Origin of the sequence: Actinoplanes sp. NPDC089786, from assembly GCF_040684855.1 — a bacterium.
Classification (GTDB): domain Bacteria; phylum Actinomycetota; class Actinomycetes; order Mycobacteriales; family Micromonosporaceae; genus Actinoplanes.
Genome location: NZ_JBFBGU010000011.1, coordinates 79274 through 92110, shown reverse-complemented (window position 1 = coordinate 92110; position 12837 = coordinate 79274). Strand labels below are relative to the sequence as shown.

At 67.9% G+C, this 12837-nt stretch carries 17 protein-coding genes; 12 read left to right on the top strand and 5 right to left on the bottom strand.

The window, feature by feature from the left end; genetic code table 11:
• Positions 1–14 precede the first annotated feature (14 nt).
• Positions 15–197 (top strand): hypothetical protein, encoded by a 183-nt coding sequence (locus tag AB0O15_RS27940; RefSeq protein WP_364323982.1) that lies wholly within the window; start codon positions 15–17, stop codon positions 195–197.
• A gap of 140 nt (positions 198–337) precedes the next feature.
• Positions 338–1309 (top strand): hypothetical protein, encoded by a 972-nt coding sequence (locus AB0O15_RS27935; protein WP_364323980.1) that lies wholly within the window; start codon positions 338–340, stop codon positions 1307–1309.
• A 305-nt stretch (positions 1310–1614) separates the two neighbouring features.
• On the opposite strand, the gene AB0O15_RS27930 is transcribed toward AB0O15_RS27935, so the two are convergent.
• On the bottom strand, positions 1615–2190 hold the full coding sequence (locus AB0O15_RS27930; protein ID WP_364323978.1) for a DUF4232 domain-containing protein: 576 nt from the start codon (positions 2188–2190) through the stop codon (positions 1615–1617).
• Between the two features lie 214 nt (positions 2191–2404).
• Positions 2405–2656 (bottom strand): hypothetical protein, encoded by a 252-nt coding sequence (locus AB0O15_RS27925; RefSeq protein ID WP_364323976.1) that lies wholly within the window; start codon positions 2654–2656, stop codon positions 2405–2407.
• 220 nt (positions 2657–2876) lie between these two features.
• On the opposite strand from AB0O15_RS27925, the gene AB0O15_RS27920 reads away from it, so the two are divergent.
• The 5 genes from AB0O15_RS27920 (at position 2877) to AB0O15_RS27900 (ending at position 6098) form a co-directional block, all read left to right on the top strand.
• Positions 2877–3539, top strand: a complete 663-nt coding sequence (locus tag AB0O15_RS27920) for a hypothetical protein (RefSeq protein ID WP_364323974.1) — start codon at positions 2877–2879, stop codon at positions 3537–3539.
• Positions 3536–4684 (top strand): hypothetical protein, encoded by a 1149-nt coding sequence (locus AB0O15_RS27915; RefSeq protein ID WP_364323972.1) that lies wholly within the window; start codon positions 3536–3538, stop codon positions 4682–4684. The genes AB0O15_RS27920 and AB0O15_RS27915 overlap by 4 nt, the downstream gene beginning before the upstream one ends.
• Before the next feature lie 237 nt (positions 4685–4921).
• Positions 4922–5170: a type II toxin-antitoxin system prevent-host-death family antitoxin gene (locus AB0O15_RS27910; RefSeq protein WP_364323970.1), complete on the top strand. Its 249-nt coding sequence runs from the start codon at positions 4922–4924 to the stop codon at positions 5168–5170.
• Complete coding sequence (locus AB0O15_RS27905) at positions 5155–5550, top strand: PIN domain-containing protein (protein WP_364323968.1); 396 nt, start codon at positions 5155–5157, stop codon at positions 5548–5550. Before AB0O15_RS27910 ends, AB0O15_RS27905 begins: the two co-directional genes overlap by 16 nt.
• Before the next feature lie 140 nt (positions 5551–5690).
• Positions 5691–6098, top strand: a complete 408-nt coding sequence (locus AB0O15_RS27900; protein WP_364323966.1) for a hypothetical protein — start codon at positions 5691–5693, stop codon at positions 6096–6098.
• A gap of 324 nt (positions 6099–6422) precedes the next feature.
• On the opposite strand, the gene AB0O15_RS27895 is transcribed toward AB0O15_RS27900, so the two are convergent.
• The 3 genes from AB0O15_RS27895 to AB0O15_RS27885 all read right to left on the bottom strand — a co-directional run bounded on the left by AB0O15_RS27895 (position 6423) and on the right by AB0O15_RS27885 (position 7785).
• A complete protein-coding gene (locus tag AB0O15_RS27895; RefSeq protein ID WP_364323964.1) occupies positions 6423–6782 on the bottom strand; it encodes a hypothetical protein in 360 nt (119 codons plus the stop codon).
• A gap of 276 nt (positions 6783–7058) precedes the next feature.
• Positions 7059–7388: an Lsr2 family protein gene (locus AB0O15_RS27890; RefSeq protein WP_364323962.1), complete on the bottom strand. Its 330-nt coding sequence runs from the start codon at positions 7386–7388 to the stop codon at positions 7059–7061.
• Between the two features lie 115 nt (positions 7389–7503).
• On the bottom strand, positions 7504–7785 hold the full coding sequence (locus AB0O15_RS27885; RefSeq protein ID WP_364323960.1) for a hypothetical protein: 282 nt from the start codon (positions 7783–7785) through the stop codon (positions 7504–7506).
• Between the two features lie 290 nt (positions 7786–8075).
• Between AB0O15_RS27885 and AB0O15_RS27880 the strand changes: the two genes are divergently transcribed.
• The 5 genes from AB0O15_RS27880 (at position 8076) to AB0O15_RS27860 (ending at position 12421) form a co-directional block, all read left to right on the top strand.
• Complete coding sequence (locus tag AB0O15_RS27880; protein ID WP_364323958.1) at positions 8076–8930, top strand: helix-turn-helix transcriptional regulator; 855 nt, start codon at positions 8076–8078, stop codon at positions 8928–8930.
• Between the two features lie 161 nt (positions 8931–9091).
• The gene (locus AB0O15_RS27875) at positions 9092–10105 is read left to right on the top strand and encodes a methyltransferase (RefSeq protein WP_364323956.1); all 1014 of its coding nucleotides are present in this window, start codon (positions 9092–9094) and stop codon (positions 10103–10105) included.
• Positions 10106–10155: 50 nt separating this feature from the next.
• A complete protein-coding gene (locus AB0O15_RS27870) occupies positions 10156–10467 on the top strand; it encodes a hypothetical protein (RefSeq protein WP_364323954.1) in 312 nt (103 codons plus the stop codon).
• Between the two features lie 221 nt (positions 10468–10688).
• Positions 10689–11351 (top strand): LuxR C-terminal-related transcriptional regulator, encoded by a 663-nt coding sequence (locus AB0O15_RS27865; RefSeq protein WP_364323952.1) that lies wholly within the window; start codon positions 10689–10691, stop codon positions 11349–11351.
• Between the two features lie 188 nt (positions 11352–11539).
• Positions 11540–12421, top strand: a complete 882-nt coding sequence (locus tag AB0O15_RS27860; RefSeq protein ID WP_364323950.1) for an alpha/beta fold hydrolase — start codon at positions 11540–11542, stop codon at positions 12419–12421.
• The last annotated feature ends 416 nt before the right edge of the window (positions 12422–12837 follow it).

Genomic DNA, 12837 nt, shown 5'->3' with positions numbered 1-12837 from the left:
CCGTCGCCGAATTCATGGAAAGTGCATCGATCGCCCTGGCGGCTCCCGGCGCCGAGCTGGCGGCTCGCCTCGGCGTAGAGCCGATCATGGTGCGCGGCTCCCACGAGGCCATGTTGACCCACCCCGACGACGTGGCCACGGCCTTGCTCGAGCACATCACGAGCGCACGGGTCCCGGCCGCGCCGATGGCATCCTGAGCCCCGTTCAGAGAGCCTCCGATTCGTCCGCACGGGCCTACCCGGCTGCCTTTCCGGGACAACACATGAGAACCGGGCCCGCATCCGCGTCAGGGTCGGTGAGGCCAACCGGCCCACACCCCGAGCGTAGGGAGACGGACGTGCGGAGAAGGTGGATCCTTCCGGTCGTCGTTGCCACCGCGGCGGCATCGACCGGCCTGGCGGTCTCGCCGGTCCTGGCGACCGAGCAACCAACCGCCAGGAGCAGCACCGGCGAACTCGTCCAGCAACTGCGGAAGCTGCTGCCGGACGACCATCAGGCGCGACGCGCCTCGGCCGGTCTGGACGCCGATCCGACCGCGCTGAGCGTCATCGACCCGGACGACTACGAATGCAGCCAGGACACCCCGTTCTACAACTGGATCAGCGCGCAGACCGCCGGGTGGACCATGGAACAGCTGCTCGGCGCCCAGACCATCCTGGAGTACGACGTGGCCGACCTGGACGCGGCGTTCTTCCCGGAGCCGCGGGCCGCGCGGTTCTTCGGCGCCGACGGCGAATACACCAGGCGGCTGCTCAAGGACTTCGGGCGCCTGCGTGGCTTCTGGGACATCCCGTCCTCCGACATCGAGCTGGTTCCGGTGCACGGCGGCGACGCCATCCTCGACATCGCACGGTCGGCCCGGGCCATCGAAGCGGGTCTTGGTCTGTCGCCGGAGGATGCGGCGGCCGCCGCGACGATGTTGAAGCAGCTCGCCGACCAGGACGTGTACCAGCACGGCGACCTGCCGCTGTTCACGGTGAACGCGTTCGCGGTCCTCGGCCAACGGATGGTGGCGGACGTACCGCCGACAAAGGTTTCGGAGTTCCCTCGATGTCGAGACGACCATTTGCTGCCCCACTTGCCCTGGCGGCCGTCGCCGTCGCGCTGGCCGCGACGCCCGCGGCTGGGAACTCACACCACGCTGACGCCGCTCCTCCCGGGTGCTCGTCCAGTGGCGTGCGGGTTCCGTGCTGGCAGGACGGATGGGGCGCACTGGACCGCACCGACGGCTGCTACTACATCGCCGAACAGCCTCAGCCCGGCATCGCCGATCCGGTCTGGGACGGCCACCTCTTCCACACGGGTGTGATCTACCGCCAACGGTGTTTCGGGGACATCGCGGGAATGCTGGTCTGGCGCCTGCGCTGACCGCGGGAAGCCTTCTCCACGGCTCTCCACTCGCGGTCGGGATGGTGGTACGAGTTCCGCACGGGGATCACCCCCGGGCACCACCTACAACCGTCCGGGTCAGCGACTCGGGCACCACCTTCTCCGACGTCCTGACCGTCCGCACGTGGCCGGCCGCGGTGCCACCGGGCGGCATGGGTGCTCGCGCGCACGAGCCGCCGGCCGCGTTGGAGGTGCTGTTACCGGCCCACGTCCTGGATTCTGGCCTCATCGCCTTTCATAAGGGAACTGCGCCGTATCTTTCATCGAGATTTCTGGCCTCGGCGGGAACCCTTCGAGCGCGACCGGCAACGTCGGTCGGGGGGCTTGGTGGGACAGATCGAAGGTGATGGCGACAGCGTCGCCGACGGCACAACCATGCTCCCCGGCGCGGCACTGAGTCCAGACGAACGTCGTGGCCGCGCGTTCACCCGGTGCCAGCTCGATGATCGAGGGTACCGACGCTTCGCCGGCCGACCGTCCCTTCTTCCAAGCGAATCTCGTTGATCGCTCAATCAGGAAGAAGGCGGAATATCCACCGACCAGACAAGGCCGACCAGAGACGTTGGTTACGACGAGTTCCGCGTAAACCTCCGCGCCGGTGTCCAGCTTGCTCGCTGTCCGGAACACCGCGGAGACGTCTTCGTCATGGCACACCGTAGCGCTGCTCTGCCCGGTCGCGCTCGGGTGACGGGAAGCCGCCGGGGCCGGACTGCTGTCGTCGTCACCGCGCTGCCCAGCGCATCCACTCATCGACGCGATGAGGCACCCCAGCAATCCCGCCGCCAACGAGGATAGTTTCATCTCGCTCCTTCCTCGCGAACGTCCTCCGGCCCAAGCCTCCCTGCGAGGGGAGCCGAGGCACGGCCGATTGACCGAACAGGCATCAACCTCGGGGCAGACCGCCACCTCATCTGCCGATGCCTGAGCAGCGCGTCGGCGGGCGGTCTGCCCGATGCATCCACTTCCACAGGTCGGCGCGGGGCTTGTCGCCGACCCGGTACGGGCGGCAGCCCTGTCACACCGTCTGGTTGACCTCGGCCGGCGATGCGGCCGCTGCGCGCTGCAGTTCGCCGACCCTCGGCCTGATGATGCCGAAGTAGACCAGCGCGTCGGCGACGGCGCCGACCGCCAGCGTCACCTCGGCGATGGCACCGTCCGAAACAGGTACCCAACCGAGGGAGGCCAACGCCACCAGAACGGCCTTGATGGCCAAGGACAGGACGGCCCCAGAGGTCGTCGGATTGGGCGCCGGAACGTTGTTGGTCATGACTTACCTCCTTGGGGAACAGTGATTCCCCGATGACTCCTACGAGCGTGTCGGACCGCCTTGTCACCGGCAACCAACTCTGTGCAGGCGCACTTCTCGTGCTGACCGTTGGATCACATCGCCGGCGGCGACCCGGCTCTCATGACCTTTCGGGCACCACCCTCTTACCGTTCGGCTCAACGGAACGCTCCCGGCCCGCGTCCCTGAATAGCCTTCCGGCGTGCCCTCGACAACCGCGATCAGTCTCGCCCGGGCAGCGGGTGTCAAGCGACTGGCGTGGGTCGCCGCGGCCGCCGCGGCTGCGGCGACCGCTGGGGCGTCGCTGTCCCGCCCGGTCGACGATCGCCTTTCCGACCTGCACGTGTACGTGGGTGCGGTGACGGCTCCAAGCCTGTACGACTTCGCCCGCGGTGACGCGCCCTTCACCTACCCGCCGTTGGCCGCCCTGCTGCTCCGGCCCCTCGCCGAAGTTCCTGTCCCCCTGCTGGCCTTGGCGCTAGGCGGCGCGATAGCCGCCGCGGCCCTCCGGCGAGCCGCACGCGCGGCCCGGGCGGGCGACTGGCTGACGGCGGCCATCATCGCCGGCGCGGCGAGCATCGTGCTGTCACCGGTCTCCTGGACCCACCATCAGTTCTGGCTCGTTCTCGGGATCCTTCTACCCGTGCGCGGCCACCGGGCAAGAGTAGCTTGGATCGTTCTGGTGATCATTTGCATGATCCTGCCGGTCACCGCTCTCGGCGGTCCGTTGTGGACGAATGCTCGTCTGCTGCTGGCGATAGGCATATCCGCTGTGCTTTGCATCCGGCCCGTCGAGCTGCCGACGTTGCAACGTCGGCCTTCGGCGGGAACTGACCGACTCGGCACGACCGGAGGACGACGATGACCAGCTCTCCCACCCCGGTGCAGGCCCCGGACTACCGGATCGCGTATCAGGCGAACCCGGACGCGGCCTCCGTCCGTGAGGCCTTGGGCGGCGACGCAAGTCACCGGACGATCGCCGAGATCCTCGCCGACGCCAACCGGACCATGGAGCCGCTCTCCGCGGCCCGGAGGCCCGCTCCGGACGGCCTGTCACCGTCCGCGGCGCACGGATTCGGCTGGAACAGCGAGGACCAGGCCGACGACCGGAACTTCCTCTGGTATCCGCAGGGCATCACCACCACGGCCGACGCCGCCGGCACCCGGGAATACGACGGCGCCGAGGCCGTGGCCCTGAGCTGGTACCGGCGAAAGACCCGCAACGACCACGCGGCGGTCCAATCGCGAATCAGCCTCGCTCCCGCCGGCGGCCACGGAGCGGGCCGCGACCGGTACCGGCACGTGCTGCTGGTCCAACCGGACGGCAAGGGGAACATCCAGCACGTACCGTGCCACGCCGGCGGCGCCCTGTGGTACGGAAACCTGCTCTACGTGGCCAGCACCAGCACGATCCGGGTGTTCGACTGGCACCACCTGCATGAGGTCAAGACCTCGAGCCTGCGGCACGAGGGCTTCGGCCGGCAGTCCGACGGGCGCTTCTACGCCGCCGGCTACCGGTACGTGCTGGTCGAGGTAGGCACGATCATCAGCACGGGTACGAGCGTACGGTTCTCCTCGCTGGCGCTGGACCGGGCGTCGGAGCCGGACCGCATGGTCGTCTCGGCCTACGTCGAGCAGCCCGCGATCGCCCTGTGGCGCTTCGACCTCGACCCGGTGAGTCATCTGCCGTCCCCGGCGCCCGCCGTTGACGCCTACCATCTTCCGTTCACCCACGTGCAGGGCGCTACGACCCGCAACGACCGGTTCTGGTTCAGCAGCAGCGGGCCGAGCCCCCGGCTGCGCTACTGGCACCGCACCGCAGGAGCCGAGCCGGTCGCGTACCCCGGAACCGGCGGAGCCGAAAGCCTGTCCTACTGGTCCTCCGGAGACGACCCCGGCGGCGTACCGGACTACCTCTACACCATGACCGAGAGCCCGGGTACGCGCCAGGTGTTCGCGATCCGCCAGGCCGGCTTCGACGGCGACACCCCCGCGAGCGGCCGTTCATAACCACAACAGGGCGATGGACACGGCGACCGCGGCACCCCTGCCCAGCGGTTCCCCGGCTGCTCGCCGAGACCGCATGATCACGTACTGATCTGCCGATGATCGGGCACCTGATCTCGCCGAGATCCGCCCGGTCGAGGGCGACTGACATCGAAGCGGCTCGACGGCGGCCCGATCGATCGGTCTCGATCCGGCAATGCACTCCTCGAGGGCCGGTAGCACATGTGCTACGCTCGGTCTGTGCATGAAGTTGGACTGCGGGAAATGCGGCAGAACGCCAGCGACCTGGTGCGCCGGGCGCAAGCGGGTGAACGAGTGACGATCACCGTTGCCGGCCGGCCGGCCGCGGTGCTCGGCCCGGTGAGTCCTCGCACCTGGCGCGAGTGGAACGACCTCGCCGGAGTCTTCGATCAACCCACCGACCCTCGATGGGCCGACGACCGGGACCTCCTCGACGACACCGTCGCCGACCCGTGGGCCGAACGGTGAGTCGAGGCATCCTCGACACCAGCATCCTCATCGCCACCGACATAACCCCGATCCGCGGCGAACTCGCCATCAGCGCCGCGAGTCTCGCCGAACTCCAGTTCGGAGTTCTGATCGCGAAAACCGCCGAGGCGAGAGCGCTGCGCCTGGCACGACTCAGCGCCATTCAACGCCGATTCGACCCGCTCCCCATCGACGAAGCCATCGCCGACAGCTACGCACGGCTAGCCGCACGCGTCGTCGAGACCGGCCGCCAGCCACGAGCAAGAGTCATGGATCTGCTCATCGCCGCAACCGCGCACGCTCACGACGCCGCTATTTACACCCGCAACGCCGACGATCTCGCAGGCCTCGAAGACCTCATCACGATCCACAGGATTTGACCCCCCTATCCAGCGAGAACCTCCGCGGCTCCGGCGACCGATCTGCCGCGATCAGGGCGCCTCCGAACCCCTGTCGATGACCGAGCGCAATCCGTTGAACGGAAGCACCGGGGCCGTGGCCTGTCTGGAGGCCGAAGAGCGTGAACTTCTCACGGGACGGCCGCCAACTGGCTGACCGGGGTGACGAGCGCGCTACCCGCCTGTGGAATACCGCGAACGGGCGTCAGGAGAGAGTCTCACCAACTATCGACACCATTCGGATCTACCGATTCACGGACGGCGGGCAGACATTGGTCACCGTTGTGGCCGAGGGGCGGGCAAGGCTGCGGGCCGTCGGCACTGGACGGCTGAGGGCCATCCTCCCCGCCGGCCGGATCGAGGAGATGGCGTTGCTGGCGACCGCACACTGCGCAGCGGTCGCCGTGCACGATGAACCGGCCCGTCAATGGCAGGTCCGCGTCAGCCCCTACCACGCGGGCAATACCCCGAAGCGCTGTTGCGGCATTTTGCCGGTAGTCACCGGTCAGGATCGCGACCCTCGGACTTGAACCTTCCTGTGAGCCTGCCCAAGGCCCTCAACTCCGCCCAGAGTTTCCGGGCGTTCGGAGCGATCAGGATGCCCGCCACGGCGAGGCTGCCGATCAGCATCGCCAGGCAGACGCCGAGCCAGACGACGCCGAAGACGACCTCCCAGACCTCAAGATGTACGCCGTAGGCGAGGGCCTCGACGCCGATTCCGGGCGGAAGGCACGGCCGCCGTCCAAGCTCTCGGCCACCTCGCCGACGCTCAGGTGCAGATCAGCGATGTTGGCGATCGCCACATAGCGGTTCGTGCGGGCGCCGCGGCATTCGGGAGGGGTAAGCCAGCCGATTCACCTGCCAGGTCGTCGAGAGCCGGGTCGCCGGCCGCTGTGCGCAGGCCTAGAACTGCGGGGTCGAGTCGGCTGATCAGTCGGGCCATCGACGGCACCGGGACTGGAGAACGTCATCGGAGGCGCTGTAGACCGGGAGGACATCGGTGGCGGCCACTGCGACGCCACGATCTGCGCTCCGGTGACGGGAAGCGCGGGCGAGATGCGGTCAAGCAGGCGCTGCGCCAGATCGGCGTCAATCTCCAGGTCAGCGCTGATACGAATATCGGCGGCGGTCGCCAGGTCCACGACATCGTCGCTGGTGAACGCATCGGCTCCGAGGGTGCTGAGCCGCCGGGCGAACTCCTGCACATTGATCATCTGCAGACACCTCCTCGGGTTGCTGTTGACCCAGCGTAACCGTCGCCTTGATCGGCTGTTCCTACGCCCACCACAAATGGTCGACGAGTCGCACTGCTCAGGATCTCGAAGGCCTGCGCCACTGCTCAAAGGGCCTCGTGTCACGTCGTGGCATGGCGGAACGGCCGCCCGGCGCCGCGTCAGGACCCGACCCGTCGTGCGTCACCTGCCGGGTCGTCGCCCCACGCGTCACGGAGACCCGCCACTCAATACGGACCGCGGGATGTCTTCCGATGGTCAGCGGTTGTTGTATGCCTCGACGACGGAACTCGGGATACGGCCGCGCTCCGAGACAGCCCAACCATTCTTGGTCGCCCACTCCCGGATCGCCTGGTTGTCGTCCCGGCTGCTCGCCCGCGACACTCCGGCTGCACCACGCCGTCCTACGACACGGCCGGCCTTGGCAGCGACCGCCAGGTACGGCTCGAGCACCTTGCGAAGCTTGCCGGCATTCTTTTCCGACAGATCAATCGTGTAGGTCACCCCGTCGAACCCGAACTCGACCGTCCGGTCGGCGTCCCCGCCATCGAGATCGTCGGTCAACACCGTGATTGTCTGACGAGCCATCTAAACCATCCACTCCCTCACCCGACATCATTCACCTGGAGCGACGTCCACCAGCCCGCCGCACCGCAGAGCCTAGATCATCCATCCGGGCCGTAGGCCGGCACAGCACGCGCGTTCAATTCCCCTTTGACTCGACGGAGGCTTTCAGAGTTCGGATCTCTTCCTCGATTTGTTCGCGAGCCGTCGAGGTGACAGCACGGAACTGTGAGTCCAGGACTACTACTGCCTGTTCTTCGGTAAGTGAGAAAGTCTCCATCACCTGCGGAACGGCCGACTTCGAAGTAGACGCCTGCTCAGCAAGTGTGACGACCTCATGAGCGCGCGTCGCGGCCACCAGCTTGGCCTCGAGCAGCTGAATTTGCCGGACGATGTCGCTCTGTTGATCACGTTGATCCATGTGCGGAAGCATAGTGACCCCGGCGCTATGCCCACCTCCTCGTTTACCTCTACGGCGGGGGGATCAGGTCCTCGTATCGCAGGACAACACGCGGGGTGGCGCCGGTCGCAGCCAGCTACGGCTTGACCACGGGCTCGGCACCTTCGGCGAGGACAGGATCGGATGGATGGCTCAAGGCGGAGCCCGTGGCCCACGGCTGAGGGACCTGATCCTATCCAGGCGCGCACTCGGAGAATGCCCGTCGGATCAATGGTGCCGATCGCCGTCGCCGGTACGACTATTGTTGACATATGCCCGAAGCGACGACTGAGCTCGGAGATTTCCTTCGCCGTAGACGCGAGTCCCTGCCGCCCGCGTCGGTCGGTATCAAGAGCGTGACCCTGCGTCGTACGCCTGGATTGCGCCGGAGCGAGGTCGCGGAGCGGGCGAACATGTCGCTCGTCTACTACGAGCGTCTCGAACAGGGTCGCGGGCCGCATCCGTCGGCGTCCATGCTCGGCAGCATCGCGCAGGCACTCGAGCTCAACGCCGACGAACGCGACCACCTGTTCCGCCTGGCCGGCTATTCCACGCCGTTCGAGCCCGAGTTCGGCATCGAACCCGACCCTCAGCTGGTGGCTGCCCTCGACGCGTTGTCACCACACGTTCCCGCGGCCATCGTCCACGAGCTCGGTGACGCGCTGGTCCAGAACCGGATGAACATCGCGATCTTCGGCGACCTGACCGGGCCGAGGAAGCGGTCGACGAATCTGATCTGGCAGTGGTTCACCTGCGCGGAGTACCGGCACTGGCAGGAACCGCCCGAGCAGCACGAGCAGACCGGCCAGGCCTTCGTCGCAGACCTTCGGGCGGTGGTCGCCCGGCGAGGAAAAGATCCGCGAGCTGTGATGATGGTTGATGAACTACGGTCCGCAAGCACGGACTTCGCGGCCTGGTGGGACGACCACACCGTGGCGGCTCTGCACTGCAACGTCAAGCGCATCAATGACGAGCGGGTCGGGCTACTCGAGCTGGAGTGCTCCGTGATGCTGAGTCAGTCGACCACACAGCGGCTGATGCTGCTGCAGCCCCGGCCGGGCACCGACACGGACGTCCGCCTGGCCAGGCTGCTGCACACGCTGAAGGGCCTGAGCCTCATCGCCTGACCCGTATCGGTAATACGTCCCTGACGTCCGCCCACCGCTCTAGCGTCGGGATCCATGAACAACGAGATCTCGGCCGGCACCACTCTCCGTCTGGTCGTGCGTACCAGCCGCAACCGCGCGGCTGGAGTCTGACCGACATGGCCACCATTCCCGAATCAATCATGACCGCCGCGCTGTACCCGGCGGTGTCTCGCGCGGTGTACGCGTTGACCGCCCTCCGCGTCCCCGACCTGCTGGCCGACGGCCCGCTGACGCTGCCCGAGATCGCGGAAAAGGCGGGCGCCCAGGAACGGCCGCTGCGACAGGTCCTGCGAACGGCGGCATCGACCGGTCTCTTCCGGACGACCCAGCCGGACACGTACGAACTGACCGACTCCGGCCAGCATCTGTGCGACGGGCACCCGACGTTCGCCCGCGACCTGGTCCTGACCCAGGGCAGCCCGGTGTTCCACGCGTCCCTCGGCCAGATCGTCGACACGCTCCGCACCGGACGTTCCGGCGTCGATCTGACCGGCTCCGGCGATCTCTTCGCGTACTACGGGTCACACCCGGAGGAGTTCGCCTCGTTCGGCCGCATGATGACCGCCTACCTCGGTGACTCGCCGCAGGCGGCGGCCCGGACCTATGACTTCCCCGGCGGCGGTCACGTGGTCGACTGCGGCGGCGGCATCGGAACGCAGCTGCGCACCGTGCTGGAGGCCCACCCCGGCCTCACCGGGACCCTGTTCGACCTGCCCGCAGTGATCGAGCAGGCGCCCGATCCCGGCCTCGGTGAACGCTGGACGACGGCCGCGGGTGACTTCTTCCAGAAGGTGCCCGGCGGTGGTGACTTCTACCTGCTGTCGCACATCCTCCACGACTGGGATGACGAACAGGCCATCGCGATCCTGCGCAACTGCGCCGACGCCGGTGCGGCCGGCGCCCGCGTCGTCGTCCTGGAAGAGATCATTCCGTCCGGCGACGGACCGGACCCGGCCAAGATGCTCGACGTCGTGCTGGCCAGCGTGTTCCTCGGCGCCGAACGTACGGTGGCCGAGTTCGAGGCGCTGTTCTCGGCGGCCGGGTTGACGCTCAGCCGCGTACTGCCCACCGGCTCCACGGTCACCGTGATCGAGGCGGTAGCCTCCGGCCTTTCGGAGGGGGTAGCCCAGCCCACGCCGAGTCGGACGCGATGAAAATCACGCGCCGACCGGTGCCGACGATCGCGATCCGCGTCACGGTAACCATGACCGCCTTTCAGGTGGTCGATGTGTGGACTCCAAGCTGGTGTGGCCCGCTCGACATGGGATATCTGCGCGTCATGTCCGGTGCGATCCTGGCCGGCCGGTTCACGCCCCCCAACGTCCAGGTGACAACGGCCGCGCAGGTCGCCAACCTGATCGTGGAGGCCGGCGAGAGCCACGGTGTCCGCCTCGACGTCGCCGCGGCCACTGCTGAGCGCTTCCGGCGCGCGGCCGAGAAGGGCCATGGCCAGTCCGACCTCGTCGCGTCGTACCACGCCAGCTTCGACAACGGCCCCGACCGGGCCGACGGCTGACATCTGGGCGTACCGCCCGCTGTGACATCGGGGCGTGGCCGGCCGCAACGTTGCGGCCGGTCACGCCCCGATGTCACGCCGCGGACGCTCCAGCCTCGCGAGTCCCCGGTTCGGGGGACCGCCTGTTCCCCCAACCGAGGTGACTACCACTGCCATCCCTGATTCCTACGGTGAAACAACCCTTCCGCAACGGTCGCGGCCAGTCGCCGAGAGGCTTCAACATGCGTACTACAGGGGCCGCCCCGGCCGAGAACCACGTTCACGGCCTCGACGTCATCCGGGTGGCGGTCATCGCGTCGGAACCGTTGCGGGAAGCCGGAGTCGTCAGCTCGCTGCGGGCATCGCACGGACTCATTCTTCAGCCGTTCTCCCCCGACGGTGACATCGAGGTGATCGTCGCCGAGTCGCCTCGGCTGGCGGGCGGCATGTTGCGGCAGTTGCAGCGGGTGCACCGATCACAGGGGTCGGCGACGGTGGCGATCGTCCAGAGCCGGGGTGACGCCGATATCCAAGGCTCGGTGAATGCCGGGGTGGCCGAGGTTCTGCACCCCTCGGAGGCATCGCCCGAGCGTTTGCTGGCCGCCGTTCGCCGGGCTCGCCGCACGGCCGCTCGGCCGGCGCCGGCGAGCGTAGCCGCGCTCACCGAGCAGCTCGGCCGGCTGGATGACGCCGCCCATGCCGACAGCGCCGGCCCGGAGCTGTCAGAACGCGAGCTCGTCCTGCTCCGCCATCTTGCCGAAGGCCTGGGCACCAGGCAGATCGGGGCGGTCATGAACATCTCGGAGCGTACGGCCAAGTACATCTTGTGGTGTGTCATGCAGCGCTTCTCGCTGCACAACCGCGTCCAGGCCGTCGCCTTCGCGATCCGAGCCGGCCTGATCTGACCGCCGGACGGCGCGGAGCGACATCACGCCGAGCTGTCCGGCGGAAGCGATTGACCAAAGAGGAGGTGACGCGGTGGCTCGGCAGGCAGTCTTTCGTTCCCGGTGGACGAACGATCCCCGCGCGGCCCGGGTTGTCTTCACCATTGGATTGTCGTCACTCCACCGATTCAGCTAGGGAAGAGGTTCACATGGGGTCATCGACTCCCGTCGTCCTGGTGCACGGCTTCTGGCACGGAACCTGGTGCTGGAGCCTCGTCACACAGGAACTGGCCGTTCGCGGCGTTCCCTCCGTGGCCGTGGACCTCGACGGGCACGGACTCAAGAACCACTCCCCCGCCGCGCGCTGGCAACGCCCGTTCGACCCGTCGGCGTACGCGGACGAGGTCTCCGCGGTGGTTGCCGTCAACGCGTCGTCCGCCGCCGCGACGCTGGTGGCCCAGCTGCGGCAGATCGGTCGCGGTCAGCCTTGCGTGGTCGTGGCTCACAGCATGGGTGGCACGGTGGCGACCCTGGCCGCCGAGTTGGCTCCCGAGCTCATCAGCGAACTCGTCTACCTCGCGGCCTTCGCTCCCTCCGGCCGGCCGGCGCTGGCATACGTCTTCTCCGAGGAGAACGCCGGGGAGCTGGTCTCACCGAATCTGATCGGTGACCCGGCGGCGATCGGAGCGCTGCGCCTGGACACCGGCGATGCCGGGCGGCGGGCGGCGCTGCGCGAGGCGTTCTATCAGGACGTGGACGAGGGGACGGCCGAAGCGGCTCTCACGCTGCTCGGCACGGACGGTCCGATCGGCATCGCGGCCGAGCCGATCATGGTCACCGCCGATCGGTTCGGGTCGATTCCGCACACGTACGTCGTGTGCCGGCAGGACAACGCGTTGCGCCCCGCCCTTCAGCGACGCCTCATCACCGAGATCGATGCCCTGTCCGCCCGGCCGACCCGGGTGATCGAGCTGGACTCGTCGCATTCACCGTTCTTCTCCCAGCCGGCCGTCCTCGCGGACAGCATCGTCGACGTCCGTCGCACCGCTGAGAGGCACAGCGGCCACTACACCGAGCCGACATCGGTGTAGTGGCCGCGGGATAGCGTTCCGGAACCTCTGGACGCCCCGGTTCTCGCTCGAGCACTCGTTGTCCCCGGCGGAGGTGGAAGTCCTGGGCGCGGACAAAGCCGGACCGGCAGTCGACCCGTGGAGAGTCTTCACCTTCCCTTGTGGACAGAACCGTCCCGTCGCACGCGAGCGGGGATATTTTGGAGAAATGCGGATCCCGGCCACCTGTGTGTTCCTGATGACGTCCTCCGCCGGCCGGACGGCCCGCTCACTGCCGTCGAAAGGCCGGTGACCGTCGGCCCGGCGACTGGCTCGTCGATGAGAAAGCACAACGGTGTCTCCCGAGGCGTTGCCCTGGTCCTCGGCGCCGCCCTGCTCTGGGGAACCATCGGACCGGCTCAGATCCTGATCGGCCACGCGCTGCGTCCCGGCGCGGT

Excerpts from the sequence above, each read along its gene's own strand:
- AB0O15_RS27930 (WP_364323978.1), bottom strand. The coding sequence starts at position 2,190 with ATGAAACTATCCTCGTTGGCGGCGGGATTGCTGGGGTGCCTCATCGCG.
- AB0O15_RS27895 (WP_364323964.1), bottom strand. The coding sequence starts at position 6,782 with ATGATCAATGTGCAGGAGTTCGCCCGGCGGCTCAGCACCCTCGGAGCC.
- AB0O15_RS27870 (WP_364323954.1), top strand. The coding sequence starts at position 10,156 with ATGACCGCCTTTCAGGTGGTCGATGTGTGGACTCCAAGCTGGTGTGGC.
- AB0O15_RS27915 (WP_364323972.1), top strand. The coding sequence starts at position 3,536 with ATGACCAGCTCTCCCACCCCGGTGCAGGCCCCGGACTACCGGATCGCG.
- AB0O15_RS27865 (WP_364323952.1), top strand. The coding sequence starts at position 10,689 with ATGCGTACTACAGGGGCCGCCCCGGCCGAGAACCACGTTCACGGCCTC.
- AB0O15_RS27925 (WP_364323976.1), bottom strand. The coding sequence starts at position 2,656 with ATGACCAACAACGTTCCGGCGCCCAATCCGACGACCTCTGGGGCCGTC.
- AB0O15_RS27940 (WP_364323982.1), top strand. The coding sequence starts at position 15 with ATGGAAAGTGCATCGATCGCCCTGGCGGCTCCCGGCGCCGAGCTGGCG.
- AB0O15_RS27890 (WP_364323962.1), bottom strand. The coding sequence starts at position 7,388 with ATGGCTCGTCAGACAATCACGGTGTTGACCGACGATCTCGATGGCGGG.
- AB0O15_RS27860 (WP_364323950.1), top strand. The coding sequence starts at position 11,540 with ATGGGGTCATCGACTCCCGTCGTCCTGGTGCACGGCTTCTGGCACGGA.
- AB0O15_RS27885 (WP_364323960.1), bottom strand. The coding sequence starts at position 7,785 with ATGGATCAACGTGATCAACAGAGCGACATCGTCCGGCAAATTCAGCTG.
- AB0O15_RS27875 (WP_364323956.1), top strand. The coding sequence starts at position 9,092 with ATGACCGCCGCGCTGTACCCGGCGGTGTCTCGCGCGGTGTACGCGTTG.
- AB0O15_RS27880 (WP_364323958.1), top strand. The coding sequence starts at position 8,076 with ATGCCCGAAGCGACGACTGAGCTCGGAGATTTCCTTCGCCGTAGACGC.